This window comes from Veillonella atypica KON (assembly GCF_002959915.1).
Taxonomy (GTDB): Bacteria; Bacillota; Negativicutes; order Veillonellales; family Veillonellaceae; genus Veillonella; species Veillonella atypica.
On the sequence record NZ_PPDE01000003.1, the window covers coordinates 225,846 to 240,351 of the forward strand.

The 14,506-nt window shown below is 41.6% G+C and carries 25 protein-coding genes; all 25 read left to right on the forward strand.

From position 1 onward, the window contains the following. The first annotated feature begins 3 nt into the window (after positions 1-3). The gene (gene fusA / locus VAHSUH02_RS01990) at positions 4-2,079 is read left to right on the forward strand and encodes an elongation factor G (RefSeq protein WP_005377031.1); all 2,076 of its coding nucleotides are present in this window, start codon (positions 4-6) and stop codon (positions 2,077-2,079) included. A gap of 50 nt (positions 2,080-2,129) precedes the next feature. Then, positions 2,130-3,317, forward strand: coding sequence for an elongation factor Tu (gene tuf, locus VAHSUH02_RS01995; protein ID WP_005377009.1), 1,188 nt, complete (start codon positions 2,130-2,132; stop codon positions 3,315-3,317). Positions 3,318-3,499: 182 nt separating this feature from the next. Further along, positions 3,500-3,811: a 30S ribosomal protein S10 gene (rpsJ, locus tag VAHSUH02_RS02000; RefSeq protein ID WP_004695100.1), complete on the forward strand. Its 312-nt coding sequence runs from the start codon at positions 3,500-3,502 to the stop codon at positions 3,809-3,811. Between the two features lie 12 nt (positions 3,812-3,823). Further along, entirely contained in the window at positions 3,824-4,465 is a 642-nt protein-coding gene (gene rplC / locus VAHSUH02_RS02005) for a 50S ribosomal protein L3 (RefSeq protein ID WP_005377130.1), read from the forward strand. Between the two features lie 26 nt (positions 4,466-4,491). Further along, positions 4,492-5,115 carry a 50S ribosomal protein L4 gene (gene rplD / locus VAHSUH02_RS02010; RefSeq protein ID WP_005377066.1) on the forward strand — a complete coding sequence of 208 codons (624 nt, stop codon included), beginning with the start codon at positions 4,492-4,494 and terminating at the stop codon, positions 5,113-5,115. Next, positions 5,115-5,399, forward strand: coding sequence for a 50S ribosomal protein L23 (rplW, locus tag VAHSUH02_RS02015; protein ID WP_005376990.1), 285 nt, complete (start codon positions 5,115-5,117; stop codon positions 5,397-5,399). Before rplD ends, rplW begins: the two co-directional genes overlap by 1 nt. Positions 5,400-5,425: 26 nt before the next feature. Then, positions 5,426-6,256, forward strand: coding sequence for a 50S ribosomal protein L2 (gene rplB, locus VAHSUH02_RS02020; protein WP_005377128.1), 831 nt, complete (start codon positions 5,426-5,428; stop codon positions 6,254-6,256). 23 nt (positions 6,257-6,279) lie between these two features. Next, positions 6,280-6,561 carry a 30S ribosomal protein S19 gene (gene rpsS / locus VAHSUH02_RS02025; RefSeq protein WP_005377144.1) on the forward strand — a complete coding sequence of 94 codons (282 nt, stop codon included), beginning with the start codon at positions 6,280-6,282 and terminating at the stop codon, positions 6,559-6,561. Between the two features lie 12 nt (positions 6,562-6,573). Continuing rightward, a complete protein-coding gene (gene rplV, locus VAHSUH02_RS02030; RefSeq protein WP_004695112.1) occupies positions 6,574-6,909 on the forward strand; it encodes a 50S ribosomal protein L22 in 336 nt (111 codons plus the stop codon). Between the two features lie 16 nt (positions 6,910-6,925). After that, a complete protein-coding gene (rpsC, locus tag VAHSUH02_RS02035; RefSeq protein ID WP_005377155.1) occupies positions 6,926-7,591 on the forward strand; it encodes a 30S ribosomal protein S3 in 666 nt (221 codons plus the stop codon). Then, positions 7,591-8,028, forward strand: a complete 438-nt coding sequence (rplP, locus tag VAHSUH02_RS02040) for a 50S ribosomal protein L16 (RefSeq protein WP_005377168.1) — start codon at positions 7,591-7,593, stop codon at positions 8,026-8,028. Before rpsC ends, rplP begins: the two co-directional genes overlap by 1 nt. After that, positions 8,018-8,221 (forward strand): 50S ribosomal protein L29, encoded by a 204-nt coding sequence (gene rpmC, locus VAHSUH02_RS02045; protein WP_004695115.1) that lies wholly within the window; start codon positions 8,018-8,020, stop codon positions 8,219-8,221. Before rplP ends, rpmC begins: the two co-directional genes overlap by 11 nt. Positions 8,222-8,260: 39 nt before the next feature. Next, positions 8,261-8,521: a 30S ribosomal protein S17 gene (rpsQ, locus tag VAHSUH02_RS02050; protein ID WP_005377034.1), complete on the forward strand. Its 261-nt coding sequence runs from the start codon at positions 8,261-8,263 to the stop codon at positions 8,519-8,521. 24 nt (positions 8,522-8,545) lie between these two features. Beyond that, complete coding sequence (gene rplN, locus VAHSUH02_RS02055) at positions 8,546-8,914, forward strand: 50S ribosomal protein L14 (protein ID WP_005376994.1); 369 nt, start codon at positions 8,546-8,548, stop codon at positions 8,912-8,914. Positions 8,915-8,932: 18 nt separating this feature from the next. After that, the gene (gene rplX, locus VAHSUH02_RS02060) at positions 8,933-9,253 is read left to right on the forward strand and encodes a 50S ribosomal protein L24 (RefSeq protein WP_004695118.1); all 321 of its coding nucleotides are present in this window, start codon (positions 8,933-8,935) and stop codon (positions 9,251-9,253) included. A 23-nt stretch (positions 9,254-9,276) separates the two neighbouring features. Next, positions 9,277-9,816: a 50S ribosomal protein L5 gene (rplE, locus tag VAHSUH02_RS02065; protein ID WP_005377127.1), complete on the forward strand. Its 540-nt coding sequence runs from the start codon at positions 9,277-9,279 to the stop codon at positions 9,814-9,816. A 16-nt stretch (positions 9,817-9,832) separates the two neighbouring features. Then, entirely contained in the window at positions 9,833-10,102 is a 270-nt protein-coding gene (gene rpsN / locus VAHSUH02_RS02070; protein WP_005377140.1) for a 30S ribosomal protein S14, read from the forward strand. 27 nt (positions 10,103-10,129) lie between these two features. Continuing rightward, a complete protein-coding gene (gene rpsH, locus VAHSUH02_RS02075) occupies positions 10,130-10,516 on the forward strand; it encodes a 30S ribosomal protein S8 (RefSeq protein ID WP_005377044.1) in 387 nt (128 codons plus the stop codon). A 24-nt stretch (positions 10,517-10,540) separates the two neighbouring features. Next, positions 10,541-11,086, forward strand: a complete 546-nt coding sequence (gene rplF / locus VAHSUH02_RS02080) for a 50S ribosomal protein L6 (protein ID WP_005377036.1) — start codon at positions 10,541-10,543, stop codon at positions 11,084-11,086. A gap of 17 nt (positions 11,087-11,103) precedes the next feature. Continuing rightward, on the forward strand, positions 11,104-11,484 hold the full coding sequence (gene rplR, locus VAHSUH02_RS02085; protein ID WP_005382771.1) for a 50S ribosomal protein L18: 381 nt from the start codon (positions 11,104-11,106) through the stop codon (positions 11,482-11,484). 18 nt (positions 11,485-11,502) lie between these two features. Continuing rightward, a complete protein-coding gene (gene rpsE / locus VAHSUH02_RS02090; RefSeq protein WP_005377091.1) occupies positions 11,503-12,006 on the forward strand; it encodes a 30S ribosomal protein S5 in 504 nt (167 codons plus the stop codon). A 14-nt stretch (positions 12,007-12,020) separates the two neighbouring features. Further along, on the forward strand, positions 12,021-12,200 hold the full coding sequence (gene rpmD, locus VAHSUH02_RS02095) for a 50S ribosomal protein L30 (protein ID WP_005377126.1): 180 nt from the start codon (positions 12,021-12,023) through the stop codon (positions 12,198-12,200). Positions 12,201-12,222: 22 nt separating this feature from the next. Further along, positions 12,223-12,666 carry a 50S ribosomal protein L15 gene (gene rplO, locus VAHSUH02_RS02100; RefSeq protein ID WP_005381674.1) on the forward strand — a complete coding sequence of 148 codons (444 nt, stop codon included), beginning with the start codon at positions 12,223-12,225 and terminating at the stop codon, positions 12,664-12,666. A gap of 1 nt (position 12,667) precedes the next feature. After that, a complete protein-coding gene (secY, locus tag VAHSUH02_RS02105; protein ID WP_005377189.1) occupies positions 12,668-13,930 on the forward strand; it encodes a preprotein translocase subunit SecY in 1,263 nt (420 codons plus the stop codon). 12 nt (positions 13,931-13,942) lie between these two features. Beyond that, the gene (locus tag VAHSUH02_RS02110) at positions 13,943-14,506 is read left to right on the forward strand and encodes an adenylate kinase (protein WP_004695145.1); all 564 of its coding nucleotides are present in this window, start codon (positions 13,943-13,945) and stop codon (positions 14,504-14,506) included.

The following is a 14,506-nucleotide window of genomic DNA, read 5'->3' on the forward strand; positions in this document are numbered from 1 at the left end:
ACTGTGGCAAGAGAGTTTTCCCTAGCAAAAACTCGTAATATCGGTATCATGGCTCACATCGATGCTGGTAAAACAACAACTACAGAACGTATCCTCTACTATACAGGTATTGTTCACAAAATCGGCGAAGTACATGAAGGTGCTGCTACGATGGACTGGATGGCGCAAGAACAAGAACGTGGTATCACAATCACTTCTGCGGCGACAACATGTCACTGGAAAGATCATCGTATCAATATCATCGATACTCCTGGTCACGTTGACTTTACTGTAGAAGTAGAACGTTCTCTACGTGTACTTGATGGCTCCGTAGCGGTGTTCAGTGCTAAAGGTGGCGTTGAACCTCAATCCGAAACAGTATGGCGTCAAGCATCTAACTACGGCGTACCTCGTATCGCTTATGTAAATAAGATGGATACAGTAGGTGCTGACTTCTTCAACGTAGTTGATATGATGAAATCCCGTTTGGGTGCAAATTCCGTAGCTATCCAAGTGCCAATCGGCGCTGAAGATACTTTCGAAGGCATCATCGATTTGATGACTATGAAAGCGGAAATTTACAAATCCGATGACGGTAAAGAATATGAAATCACTGATATCCCAGCAGAATATCAAGAAGTAGCTGAAGCTCGTCGCGAAATGATGATCGATGCTATCGCTGAAACTGATGACGATATCATGATGAAATATTTGGAAGGTGAAGAAATCTCCATTGAAGAATTGAAAGCAGCATTGCGTAAAGCAGTTATTGCTAACCAATTGTTCCCAGTTCTTTGTGGTTCTTCCTACAAAAACAAAGGTGTACAAATGTTGTTGGACGCTGTTGTAGATTACATGCCAGCTCCTATCGACATTCCAGCTATTAAAGGTACCGTTCCTGGTACTGAAGAAGAAACTACTCGTCCTTCTTCCGATGATGAACCATTCTCCGCATTGGCATTCAAAATCATGGCTGACCCTTATGTTGGTAAATTAGCGTTCTTCCGTGTGTACTCCGGTACATTGGAATCCGGTTCCTACGTTTTCAACTCCACAAAAGGTAAGAAAGAACGTATCGGCCGTATTCTTCAAATGCACGCTAACACTCGTAAAGAAATCGATATGGTTTACGCTGGCGACATCGCTGCAGCTGTAGGCTTGAAAGATACTACTACTGGTGATACTCTTTGTGATGAAAAGAATCCTGTAATTCTTGAATCCATGGAATTCCCTGAACCAGTTATCTCCGTTGCTGTTGAACCTAAAACAAAAGCTGACCAAGAAAAAATGGGTACAGCTCTTGCTCGTTTGGCAGAAGAAGATCCTACTTTCAAAGTTCGTACTGATGAAGAAACAGGTCAAACTATTATCTCCGGTATGGGCGAACTTCACTTGGATATCATCGTCGACCGTATGAACCGTGAATTCAAAGTAGAATGTAACGTAGGTAAACCTCAAGTAGCTTATCGCGAAACTATCCGTAAAGCTGTTAAAGCTGAAGGTAAATTCGTTCGTCAATCTGGTGGTCGTGGTCAATATGGTCACTGCTGGTTGGAATTAATTCCTCAAGAACCAGGTGCTGGCTTCGAATTTGAAAATAAGGTCGTAGGTGGTGCAATTCCTCGTGAATACATCGGACCTGTTGAAAATGGTGTTAAAGAAGCTATGGAATCCGGTGTTATTGCTGGTTATCCAATGGTTGACATCAAAGTTATCGTATTTGACGGCTCCTACCATGACGTTGACTCCAACGAAATGGCCTTCAAAATCGCTGGTTCCATGGGCTTTAAAGAAGGTGCTCGCAAAGCAGATCCTGCATTGCTTGAACCATACATGTCCGTAGAAGTAGACGTTCCTGAAGAATACATGGGCGACGTTATCGGTGACTTGAACTCTCGTCGTGGTCGCATGGACGGCATGGAAGCTCGTAATGGTAACCAACATATCAAAGCATATGTTCCATTGAGCGAAATGTTCGGTTACGCAACTGACCTTCGTTCCAAAACTCAAGGTCGCGGTAACTACTCCATGACATTCGATCATTACGAAGAAGTTCCTAAGAAAATTGCTGAAGAAATTCAAGCAAAGAAAAACGGTTAATCTTACATTAGATTAATAGAATTACTATTTTCCTCGGAGGATAATTTAAAATGGCTAAAGAAAAATTTGAACGTACGAAACCGCATGTTAACATCGGTACAATCGGTCACGTTGACCATGGTAAAACTACTTTGACTGCTGCAATCACTAAAGTATTGGCTGAAAAAGGCCAAGCTGATTTCCAAGATTACAGCATGATCGATAAAGCTCCAGAAGAACGTGAACGTGGTATCACAATCAACACTGCACACGTTGAATACGAAACTGAAAACCGTCACTATGCACACGTTGACTGCCCAGGCCATGCTGACTATGTTAAAAACATGATCACTGGTGCGGCTCAAATGGACGGCGCTATCTTGGTATGTTCCGCAGCTGACGGCCCTATGCCTCAAACTCGCGAACACATCTTGTTGGCTCGCCAAGTTGGTGTTCCTGCAATCGTAGTATTCTTGAACAAAGCTGACATGGTTGACGACGAAGAATTGATCGAATTAGTAGAAATGGAAGTTCGTGAACTTCTTTCCTCCTACGAATTCCCTGGCGACGAAGTACCTATCATTGTAGGTTCCGCTTTGAAAGCTTTGGAAGGCGACGCTCAATATGTAGCTAAAATCGACGAATTGATGGCAGCTGTAGACTCCTACATCCCAACACCAGTTCGTGATACTGACAAACCTTTCTTGATGCCTGTGGAAGACGTATTCACAATCACTGGTCGTGGTACAGTAGCAACTGGCCGTGTTGAACGTGGTCAAGTAAACGTAGGCGACACAGTAGAAGTTGTAGGCTTGAAAGAAAAAGCTGAACAATACGTAGTAACTGGTCTTGAAATGTTCCGCAAAACTTTGGATTCTGCAGTAGCAGGTGACAACGTTGGTGCATTGCTTCGTGGTGTTGACCGTAAAGACATCGAACGTGGTCAAGTATTGGCTAAACCAGGTTCCATCAACCCACACACAAAATTCAAAGCAGAAGTATACGTTTTGACTAAAGAAGAAGGTGGCCGTCATACTCCATTCTTCTCCAACTACCGTCCACAATTCTACTTCCGTACAACAGACGTAACAGGTGTTGTAAACCTTCCTGAAGGTGTAGAAATGTGTATGCCTGGCGATAACGTAACAATGAATATCGAATTGATTACTCCAATCGCTATCGAAGAAGGTCTTCGCTTCGCGATCCGCGAAGGTGGCCATACAGTAGGCGCTGGCGTTGTAACTGAAATCGAAGGTTAATTTAACCTTTTATGCTCATCGTAGTGATGCGTTGGGCACAATATCCACGACATGTAAGAGCGGCATGTTCTGCCGCTCTCGTGTTGTGTTTTCAAACTATGAAGTAGAAGGTTGCCTCTGCGGAGGAGAATTTCTATGGAGCAGTTCATTCACGAAATGGACGACAGGAGGAATTATTAATAATGGCTAAACAGCAAAAAATCCGTATTCGCCTTAAGGCATACGACCACAAAGCTCTCGATCAAAGCGCTGCTAAGATCGTAGACACTGCAAAAAGAAATGGCGCTATGGTATCTGGTCCGATTCCATTGCCAACAGAAAAGAATATCTTCACGATTCTTCGTTCCGTACACGTTAACAAAGATTCCCGTGAACAATTCGAAATGCGTACACATAAACGCTTGATCGATATTCTTGAACCAAATTCGAAAACAGTAGATGCTATCACTCGTTTAGATTTACCAGCTGGTGTATCTATTGAAATAAAACTATAAGGAGGTGCGATAATGTCTAAAGCTATTTTGGGTAAAAAATTAGGAATGACACAAGTCTTCACAGCTGAAGGCCAATTAGTTCCTGTAACAGTAGTGGAAACTACCCCAAGCGTTGTAGTGCGCGTTAAGACTGTTGAAACAGACGGTTATGAAGCAGTACAAATTGGTTACGGTTCCATTAAAGAAAAACATTTAACAAAACCTGTAAAAGGTCAGTTCGACAAAGCTGGCGTAGCTCCAGTTAAATATCTTCGCGAAGTTCGCGTTGACAGTGCAGCTGACTACACAGTAGGCCAAACTCTGGCAGCTGATATCTTCGCAGAAGGTGAATTGGTGGACGTAGTAGGTACAGGTAAAGGTAAGGGTTTTGCTGGCACAATTAAACGCCATAATTTCTCTCGTGGTCCTGAAACTCATGGCTCCAAATCTCACCGTGAACCTGGTTCCATCGGTCCTATGATCTCCGGTGGCGGCGGTAAGGTATACAAAGGTAAAAAACTCCCTGGACAAATGGGTGGTTACAGAGTTACCGTACAACGCTTATCCGTTGTGAAAGTTGATGCTGAACGTAACCTTTTATTGGTTAAAGGTGGTATCCCAGGCGCTAAAGGTAGCTTGGTTATGGTTCGCAACACGGTTAAACCTGTTAAATAATCATTTGTCGAAAGGAGGATTATGTAATGCCTACAGTAGCAACATATAATCAATCCGGCGTTAAAGTCGGTGAAATACAGTTAAACGATGCAGTATTCGGCGTTGAAGTAAACGAAGCCGTTATGCATCAAGCCGTAGTTCGTCAATTGTCTAACGAACGTCTCGGCACACATGCAACAAAAACTAGAGGTATGGTTCGTGGCGGTGGCCGTAAACCTTGGAAACAAAAAGGTACTGGTCGTGCACGTTCCGGTTCCAGCCGTTCCCCAATCTGGATTGGTGGCGGTACTACATTTGGTCCACAACCTCGCAGCTATTACAAAGCTATGCCTCGTAAGGCTAGACGTTTAGCAGTTAAATCTGCTCTTAGCGATAAGGTAAATAATAGCGAATTATACGTTTTGGAAGAAATCACATTAGCAGCTCCTAAAACAAAAGAAGTATTGAATATTATCAATAGCTTCAATGTTGGCGATGCAAAAGTATTGTTCATCACTGAAGGTGATGTAAATGTTGAACGTTCCGCTCGCAACATCCAAGGTGTTAAAGCATTGGCTTGCGAAGGTATGAACATTTTCGATCTTCTTCATTACGATAAGCTCTTCATTACTAAAGGCGCTGTCGCAAAAATTGAGGAGGTACTTGGATAATGCAATTACATGATGTACTAATCCGTCCGGTTATTACCGAAAAATCCACAAAGCTTATGGAAGAAAACAAATACACGTTCCGCGTGCCTTTGACTGCAAATAAAGTGCAAATCCGTCAAGCTGTTGAAAAAATCTTCAATGTAAAAGTAGAAAAAGTAGCTACTATTCGCGTATTAGGCAAAACTAAACGCATGGGTCGTACACAAGGTAAACGTAGCGATTACAAAAAAGCTATCGTAACTTTAAAAGCTGGCGAATCCATTACATTATTTGAAGGTGTCTAAGAGTCTAGTTGTAAGGAGGCCCACTAATGGCAATTAAATCATTTAAACCGTACTCCGCTGGTCGCCGGTTTATGACAGTATCCGCCTTCGACGAAATCACAGCAAGCAAACCAGAAAAATCTTTGTTAGCTAAGATTTCCCAAAAAGGTGGTCGTAATAATACTGGTAAAATGACAGTTCGTCACCAAGGTGGCGGTCATAAACGTCAATACCGTATCATTGACTTCAAACGTACTAAAGATAATATCCCAGCTAAAGTAGCAACAATCGAGTATGATCCTAACCGTTCTTCTCGTATCGCTTTGCTTAACTACGCTGATGGTGAAAAACGTTATATTTTAGCTCCTAACGGCTTAAAAGTTGGTGACGTTGTATTCTCCGGTCCTGAATCTGATATTAAACCTGGTAACTGCTTACCATTGGCTAATATCCCAGACGGTACTCAAATCCACAACATCGAATTAAAAATCGGTAAAGGCGGTCAAATCGTTCGTTCCGCTGGTACATCCGCTCAATTGATGGGTAAAGATAATGGCTATGCTATTCTTCGTTTACCATCTGGCGAAATGCGCCGCGTACGTCAAGAATGCCGTGCAACTGTAGGTGTTGTAGGCAACGCTGAACACAGCAACCTAGTAATTGGTAAAGCTGGTCGTCATCGTTGGATGGGCGTTCGTCCTGGTAACCGTGGTGTTGTAATGAACCCTTGTGACCATCCACATGGTGGTGGTGAAGGTAAATCTCCTGTTGGTCGTAAACATCCTGTTACACCTTGGGGCAAACCAGCACATGGTGTTAAAACTCGCGACAAGAAAAAAGCTTCTAACAGCTTAATCATTAAACGTCGTACAAAATAGGATAAAGGAAAGGAGATAAAATAGTGTCCAGATCTATTAAAAAAGGCCCTTTCGTAGCAGATCATTTGCTTAAGAAAGTTGATGCTTTAAACGAAACTAACGAAAAGAAAGTTGTAAAAACCTGGTCCCGTGCCTCTACTATTATCCCTAGTTTTGTAGGCCACACAATTGCTGTGCATGATGGTCGCAAACATGTACCTGTATTTATTACAGAAGATATGGTAGGTCATAAATTAGGTGAATTCGCTCCTACACGTACTTTCAAAGGTCACGGTAAGGACGAAAAATCTACAGGCAAAAAATAGGAGGAATAATTAATGGAAGCAAAAGCAATCGCTAGACATATCCGAATCGCGCCTCGTAAAATCCGTATCGTTGCTGATTTAGTGCGCGGTAAAAACATCGGCGAGGCATTTGCCATCTTGAAGTTCACTCCGAAAGTTGGCGCTGATGTAGTCGAAAAAGTTATGCGTTCCGCAATCGCAAATGCAGAACACAATTTTGATATGAATGTGGATAACTTGTATGTATCCGAGATCTTCGTTGATCAAGGTCCTACATTGAAACGTATTCATCCTCGTTCCCGTGGACAAGCTTTCAAAATTTTGAAACGCACTAGCCACGTAACAGTAGTAGTTAAAGAAAGAGCTTAAGAAGGAGGGAAACAGAGTGGGTCAAAAAGTTAATCCACACGGTTTGCGTGTCGGTATCGTAAAAGATTGGGACGCAAAGTGGTATGCAGAAAAAGATTTCGCTGCTAATCTTCATGAAGACGTAAAAATTCGTAACTTCTTGAAAGAAACCCTTTTCATTGCTGGTATTTCCCGCATTGAAATCGAGCGTACAAATAAACGTATTAAATTGACTATCCACACTGCAAAACCAGGTATGGTTATCGGTCGTGGTGGTGCTGGTATCGAAGATATCAAAAAAGCAATGACTCGTTTCACTGATAAACAAGTTGACGTAAACATTGCAGAAATTAAACAAGCAGACATGGATGCAGTTCTTGTTGCAGAAAATATTGCTGGCCAATTGGAACGTCGTATCGGTTTCCGTCGTGCTATGAAACAAGCTGTTGGTCGTACAATGCGCTTAGGTGCAAAAGGTATCAAAATCATGGTTAGCGGTCGTCTTGGTGGCGCTGAAATCGCTCGTAGCGAATCCTACCGTGAAGGTTCCATCCCATTGCACACACTTCGTGCAAATATCGACTACGGTACTGCTGAAGCTCATACAACTTATGGTTGTATCGGCATTAAAGTATGGATTTACAAAGGTGAAGTTTTGCCAGAAGCAAAACAACCTGCTAAGAAGGAAGAAGGTGGCAAGTAATGCTTATTCCAAAGCGTGTAAAACATCGTAAGCAATTCCGCGGCCGTATGAAAGGTCGTGCTATGCGCGGTAATACAGTGTCTCATGGTGAGTTCGGCTTGGTAGCATGCGAACCATCTTGGATCACAAACCGTCAAATCGAAGCTGCTCGTATTGCTATGACTCGTTATATCAAACGTGGCGGTCAAGTATGGATTAAAATTTTCCCTGACAAACCAATCACAGCTAAACCAGCTGGTACTCGTATGGGTTCCGGTAAAGGTTCTCCTGAATACTGGGTAGCAGTAGTTAAACCAGGTCGTGTAATGTTTGAAATGGACGGTGTGCCAGAAGCTGTAGCTCGTGAAGCTATGCGTCTTGCAAGCCATAAACTTCCAATCAAATGCAAATTTGTTGTTAAGGGTAAAGAATTGGGTGGTGACGTAAATGAAGGTTAATGACATTCGCAATATGAGCGCTGCCGAAATGGAACAAAAAGTTTCCGGTCTTAAGGAAGAGTTATTTAACCTCCGTTTTCAGCTTGCAACAGGTCAATTAGAGAATCCTATGCGCATTCGTGAAGTTAAGAAGACAATCGCTCGTATTAAAACTGTACAACGTGAAGTTGAACTTAAATCTGAAAACGCATAATGACAGATTTGTTAAAGTTTGAAAAGGAGGCTTAAAATCGTGGCAGAAGAAAGAAACGTACGTAAAGTCCGCGTAGGTAAAGTTGTTAGCAACAAAATGGAAAAAACTGTTGTTGTTGCTGTAGAACGTAAAGTACCTCACGCATTATATAATAAGCCAATGGTTAGCAATAAACGCTTCAAAGCTCATGATGAAAATAATGAGTGCCGCATTGGTGATACAGTTAAAATTGTAGAAACTCGTCCACTTTCTAAAGATAAATGTTGGAGAGTTGTTGAAATTCTTGAAAGACAAAAATAAGAGTGATGTAAGGAGGAATAGACGATGATCCAGCAACAAACAATTTTGAATGTTGCCGACAACACTGGTGCAAAACGTATTATGTGCATCCAAGTCATGGGCGGTTCTTATCGCAAATTCGGCAATATCGGTGACGTAATCGTTGCTTCTGTAAAAGATGCATCACCCGGTGGCGTTGTCAAGAAAGGCGACGTAGTCAAAGCTGTTATTGTTCGTTCTAAAAAAGGTATCCGCCGTCAAGACGGTTCCTATATCCGTTTTGATGAAAACGCAGCAGTAGTTATTAAAGAAGATAAAACCCCTCGTGGTACTCGTATCTTCGGACCTGTAGCTAGAGAACTTCGTGAAAAAGACTTCATGAAAATCGTTTCCTTAGCTCCAGAAGTATTATAAGAAGGAGGAACGCAGCATATGGCTAAATTACAAATCAAAAAAGGCGATACAGTTGTTGTTATCTCCGGTAAAGATAAAGGTAAGCAAGGTACAGTAATTGCTACTGAACCTAAAAAAGAACGCGTATTTGTTGAAGGCGTAAACACTGTAAAACGTCACACAAAACCTTCTCAAGCTAACCCACAAGGCGGCATCGTTACTAAAGAAGCTGGTATCCATGTTTCTAACGTAATGGTTGTTGACCCAGAAACTAAAACAGCTACTCGTATCAAAAAAGTTGAAGGTAAAGACGGTAAATTCGTTCGTGCAACTGTTAAATCCGGTACAGTACTTAAATAATCAGGAAAGGAGGAGCTACATAAATGTCTCGTTTATTTGAACAATACAACTCTGAAATTAAAAAGAGTATGCAAGAAAAATTCCAATACGGCAACGTAATGGAAATTCCTAAATTGGAAAAAATCGTTATCAACATCGGCGTTGGCGATGCTGTAGGCAATGCAAAAGCTTTAGAAGCTGCAGTTAATGACTTAACAATTATTGCTGGTCAAAAACCTGTAATCACAAAAGCTAAAAAATCTATTGCGAACTTTAAAGTTCGTGAAGGCATGGCGTTGGGTACAAAAGTTACTCTTCGTGGCGAACGCATGTATGAATTCCTTGATAAATTGATCAATGCGGCATTACCTCGTGTACGTGACTTCCGCGGTATCAGCGCAACTGCATTTGATGGCCGTGGTAACTACGCTTTGGGTCTTAAAGAACAGCTCATCTTCCCTGAAATCGAATATGATCAGGTAGAACGCGTTACTGGTATGGATATCATCGTAGTAACAAGTGCTAAAACAGATGAAGAAGCTCGTGAATTGTTGACTCAATTCGGTATGCCTTTTGAAAAATAATAGGAGGAACATATAGATGGCTAAAAAATCTATGATTGAACGCGAAAAGAAACGCGCTAAAATCGTTGAAAAATATGCAGCTAAACGTGCGGCGCTTAAAGCAGCAGGTGATTATGAAGGCTTGTCCAAATTACCAGCTAATGCATCCCCAACACGTTTGCACAATCGTTGCAACTTAACTGGTCGTCCTCACGGCTATATGCGTAAATTCGGTATCAGCCGTATTGCGTTCCGTGAATTGGCGTACAAAGGACAAATTCCTGGTGTTAAAAAAGCCAGCTGGTAATATTAGACGAGAGGAGGTTTTTAGATTATGGTAATGACCGATCCTATCGCGGATATGCTTACGCGCATCCGTAATGCAAATGCTGCACTTCACGAAACGGTAAACATTCCTGCATCTAGAATGAAAGCAGCAGTTCTTGAAATCCTTTTACAAGAAGGTTTCGTAAAGAACGTTGAAAAAGAAGAAAACACTTTAAAAGTAACTTTGAAATATGGTTCCAATAACGAAAAAGTTATTACAGGAATTAAACGTATTTCCAAACCAGGTTTACGTGTTTACGCGAAAAAGGAAGAACTTCCTCGTGTACTTGGTGGTTTGGGTATCGCAGTTATTTCTACATCCAAAGGCGTTATGAGCGACAAACAAGCTCGTAAAGAAGGTCTTGGTGGCGAAGTAATCGCATACGTTTGGTAATAGTAGCAATAGGAGGTAGAAATAATGTCACGTATCGGTAGAATGCCTATCGAGATTCCTGCAGGCGTTACTGTTACATATGATAACCATCATATGAACGTAAAAGGTCCTAAAGGTGAATTATCTCGCGATTTGCATCCAGATATGATCATCACTGTAGAAGGTAACACAATCACAGTAGCTCGTCCTTCCGAAGATAAAGCTCATCGTGCCCTTCACGGTTTGACTCGCGCTCTTGTTGCTAATATGGTAACAGGCGTAGCAGAAGGATTTACAAAAACTCTTGAAATCAACGGTGTTGGTTACAGAGCGGCTAAACAAGGCAATAAATTGGCTCTTACACTTGGCTTCTCTCATCCGGTAGAGATGGAAGCTCCAGCTGGTATTACAATTGAAGTTCCAGCTCCTAACAAAATCGTTGTGTCTGGTGCAGACAAAGAAGTTGTAGGTGCAGTAGCAGCTGATATCCGTAAATGGAGAAAACCTGAACCTTACAAAGGTAAAGGTATCCGCTATGAAGGCGAAGTTGTTCGTCGTAAAGCTGGTAAAGCTGGTGCAAAAGGTAAATAGTAATATCATCTATATGAATGAAAGGAGTGAATATCTTGCCTCGTAAATCTAGTAGAAACATCGCTCGAGCAAAACGTCATCTTCGTATTCGCCGCCATATTTCTGGTACGGCAACTTGTCCACGTTTGAACGTATATCGCAGCTTGAGCAACATTTACGCTCAAGTTATCGATGACGTAGCAGGTACAACATTAGTAGCTGCTAGCTCTTTAGATAAAGATTTAAACTTATCCTATGGTGGTAACATTGCTGCTGCTAAAGCTGTTGGTGAAGCAGTTGCTAAAAAAGCTATCGCTAAAGGTATTGACACTGTAGTGTTTGACCGTGGTGGTTACATTTATCATGGTCGCGTAGCAGCACTTGCAGAAGGTGCTCGTGAAGCAGGCTTAAAATTCTAAGAAGGAGGAACTATAGACATGGCGAGAATTGACTACACCAGTCTTGATCTTAAAGAAAGAGTAGTATTCATCAACCGCGTAGCCAAAGTAGTTAAAGGCGGTCGTCGTTTTTCCTTCAGCGCACTTGTAGTTGTTGGTGATGGCAACGGTTATGTAGGCGTTGGCTTAGGTAAAGCTGCGGAAGTACCTGAAGCTATCCGCAAAGGTATCGATGATGCTAAGAAAAATATCGTAAACGTAGCAGTTAAAAATGGTACAATCCCTCACAGCGTAACAGGTGTATTCGGCGCAGGCCGCGTATTCTTGAAACCAGCTGCTGAAGGTACTGGCGTTATCGCTGGTGGCCCTGTTCGTGCCGTATTGGAATTGGTTGGTGTTCGTAACATCTTAACTAAATCTTTGGGCTCTTCTAACCCTAACAATATGGTTCGTGCTACAATTGAAGGTTTGAAAGATTTGAAACGTGCTAGCGAAGTTGCTGAACTTCGCGGTAAATCCGTTGAAGAAATCTATAACGCGTAATAAGGAGACAAGAAATGGCACAAGTTAAAGTAACATTAACAAGAAGCTTAATCGGTCGTCCTGAAGATCAACGCGCGACAGTTAAAGCTTTGGGCTTGAAAAAAACTAATTCTCAAGTCGTAAAAGAAGTAACACCTCAAATTCAAGGTATGCTTCACAAAGTTAGACATTTAGTAAAAGTTGAAGAAGTTTAATACTGATAAGGAGGTGCACTGAATGAAACTTCATGAATTACAACCAGCAGCTGGTTCCAAAAAAACTCGTACTCGTGTAGGCCGTGGTTTAGGTTCTGGCTTGGGTAAAACATCTGGTCGTGGTCAAAAAGGTCAAAACTCCCGTTCTGGCGGTGGCGTTCGCTCCGGTTTTGAAGGCGGCCAAATGCCTCTTTATCGTCGTTTACCAAAACGTGGTTTCAACAACGTTTTTGCTAAACAATATGCTGAAGTTAACGTAGAACAATTGAACCGTTTTGAAGACGGTGCAACAGTTGATCCAGTAGCTCTTATTGAAGCTGGTATTTTGAAAAACGTACGCGATGGCATCCGCATCTTAGGTAATGGTTCTTTGGAAACTAAAAACCTAACTGTTATTGCTAACGGCTTCACTAAATCTGCTGAAGAAAAAATCACAGCAGCAGGCGGAAAAGTAGAGGTGATCTAGTTTGCTAGATAGCCTCTCAAACATCTTTAAGATTACCGAGTTGCGTAATAAGATTTTGTACACATTGATGATGTTTGCCGTGTTTAGAGCCGGCATTCACATCCCTGTACCTGGTGTAGATGCATCTGTAATTGAATCTTTGTTTACATCCGGTAACCTATTCGGTCTATTAGACTTGTTTGCTGGTGGTGCGCTAAGTAAGTTCTCTATCTTTGCAATGAGTATTACACCTTACATTAATGCTTCCATCATCATGCAACTACTTCAAGCTGTAGTTCCACAGTTTGAAGCGTGGAGTAAAGATGGTGAAGAGGGCCGTAAAAAAATTGCGAAGGTAACTCGTTATGGTACGGTTGTTTTAGGTTTTGTCCAAGCCTTTGGCATGGCGTTTGCACTACGTGCAAATTCCGCTCTCGTAAATAATGATATCCTTAGTGTATTTGTTGTAGCCATCATCCTAACAGCAGGCACATGCTTGTTGATGTGGATTGGCGAACAAATCACAGCATATGGCATTGGTAATGGTATTTCCTTGATTATCTTTGCTGGTATCGTAGCTCGTTTACCAGATGGTCTTCAAACCATTTACCAATATATACAAACTGGAACTATTAACATGTTCCAAGCATTCTTATTTGCTGTAATTGCAATTGCAATGATTGCTGTTGTAGTAGCAGTTACGCAAGGCCAACGTCGTATTCCGATTCAATATGCTAAACGCGTAGTTGGTCGTAAAATGTACGGTGGTCACTCTACATTCTTGCCGTTGAAAGTCAATCAGGCAGGTGTAATTCCAATTATCTTTGCGTCATCTGTGTTGATGTTCCCTGTAACGATTGCGCAATTTATTGAAAACGATTTCGTTCATAAAATTGCGGATTTATTCACATGGGGAACGCCGTTACAAACGGCATTGTATGCAATATTGATTTTTATCTTTACATACTTCTATACTGCAATCTCTATCAACATTACAGATATGGCAGATAATATGAAAAAATACGGTGGTTTTATCCCTGGTATTCGTGCGGGTAAACCTACTGCTGATTATGTGGATAACGTGATGACCAAGATTACATTGGCTGGTGCTGTATTCTTAGCTATCGTCGCTATCATACCGAATTTCCTCGGTACGATTACAGGCGTGCAAGGCGTATACTTTGGTGGTACAGCTCTCTTGATCGTTGTAGGTGTAGCACTTGATACAATGCAACAAATTGAGTCACTTATGGTAACACGCCACTATAAGGGCTTTGTAAAATAGGAGGGAAACAGAATGTATATTTTATTAATGGGACCTCCTGGTGCTGGTAAAGGCACACAGGCAGCTCGACTTATTGAAAAATACGGTATTCCCCAAATTTCAACAGGTGATATGTTCCGCGCTGCGATTAAGAACGAAACACCTCTTGGAGTTGAGGCTAAGAAATATATCGATGCTGGTCAATTGGTACCAGACAGTGTAACTGTTGGTATCGTACGTGATCGCTTGGTTAAAGATGACTGCAAATCTGGATTTATTCTTGATGGATTCCCAAGAACTACAGCGCAAGCTGTATCCTTGGATGCAATCTTAAAAGAATTAGGAATTTCTTTGGACGCTGTGCTTAACTTAAATGTTCCTTCTGAAGAACTTGTTAAACGCATTAGTGAACGAGCAGTTCTTGAAAATCGTGCTGATGATAACCCTGAAACAGTACAGAAACGTCTAGCTGTGTACGAAGAATCTACTAAACCATTAATTGATTACTATCGTAATAGCGGTTTGTATCAAGAAATTAATGGTTTACAAGATGTAGACGCAGTATTTGCTGACATCATTAAGGCTTTGGAGAAATAA

Bases quoted from the DNA above. Each gene is read 5' to 3' on its own strand.
- rplP (WP_005377168.1), top strand. From the start codon at position 7,591: ATGCTTATTCCAAAGCGTGTAAAACATCGTAAGCAATTCCGCGGCCGT.
- rplN (WP_005376994.1), top strand. From the start codon at position 8,546: ATGATCCAGCAACAAACAATTTTGAATGTTGCCGACAACACTGGTGCA.
- rplD (WP_005377066.1), top strand. From the start codon at position 4,492: ATGCCTACAGTAGCAACATATAATCAATCCGGCGTTAAAGTCGGTGAA.
- rpsJ (WP_004695100.1), top strand. From the start codon at position 3,500: ATGGCTAAACAGCAAAAAATCCGTATTCGCCTTAAGGCATACGACCAC.
- VAHSUH02_RS02110 (WP_004695145.1), top strand. From the start codon at position 13,943: ATGTATATTTTATTAATGGGACCTCCTGGTGCTGGTAAAGGCACACAG.
- rplE (WP_005377127.1), top strand. From the start codon at position 9,277: ATGTCTCGTTTATTTGAACAATACAACTCTGAAATTAAAAAGAGTATG.
- rplW (WP_005376990.1), top strand. From the start codon at position 5,115: ATGCAATTACATGATGTACTAATCCGTCCGGTTATTACCGAAAAATCC.
- rpsE (WP_005377091.1), top strand. From the start codon at position 11,503: ATGGCGAGAATTGACTACACCAGTCTTGATCTTAAAGAAAGAGTAGTA.
- rpmD (WP_005377126.1), top strand. From the start codon at position 12,021: ATGGCACAAGTTAAAGTAACATTAACAAGAAGCTTAATCGGTCGTCCT.
- rplO (WP_005381674.1), top strand. From the start codon at position 12,223: ATGAAACTTCATGAATTACAACCAGCAGCTGGTTCCAAAAAAACTCGT.
- rplV (WP_004695112.1), top strand. From the start codon at position 6,574: ATGGAAGCAAAAGCAATCGCTAGACATATCCGAATCGCGCCTCGTAAA.
- tuf (WP_005377009.1), top strand. From the start codon at position 2,130: ATGGCTAAAGAAAAATTTGAACGTACGAAACCGCATGTTAACATCGGT.
- rplC (WP_005377130.1), top strand. From the start codon at position 3,824: ATGTCTAAAGCTATTTTGGGTAAAAAATTAGGAATGACACAAGTCTTC.
- rplR (WP_005382771.1), top strand. From the start codon at position 11,104: ATGAAAGGAGTGAATATCTTGCCTCGTAAATCTAGTAGAAACATCGCT.
- rplB (WP_005377128.1), top strand. From the start codon at position 5,426: ATGGCAATTAAATCATTTAAACCGTACTCCGCTGGTCGCCGGTTTATG.
- rpsH (WP_005377044.1), top strand. From the start codon at position 10,130: ATGGTAATGACCGATCCTATCGCGGATATGCTTACGCGCATCCGTAAT.
- rpmC (WP_004695115.1), top strand. From the start codon at position 8,018: ATGAAGGTTAATGACATTCGCAATATGAGCGCTGCCGAAATGGAACAA.
- rplX (WP_004695118.1), top strand. From the start codon at position 8,933: ATGGCTAAATTACAAATCAAAAAAGGCGATACAGTTGTTGTTATCTCC.
- rplF (WP_005377036.1), top strand. From the start codon at position 10,541: ATGTCACGTATCGGTAGAATGCCTATCGAGATTCCTGCAGGCGTTACT.
- rpsN (WP_005377140.1), top strand. From the start codon at position 9,833: ATGGCTAAAAAATCTATGATTGAACGCGAAAAGAAACGCGCTAAAATC.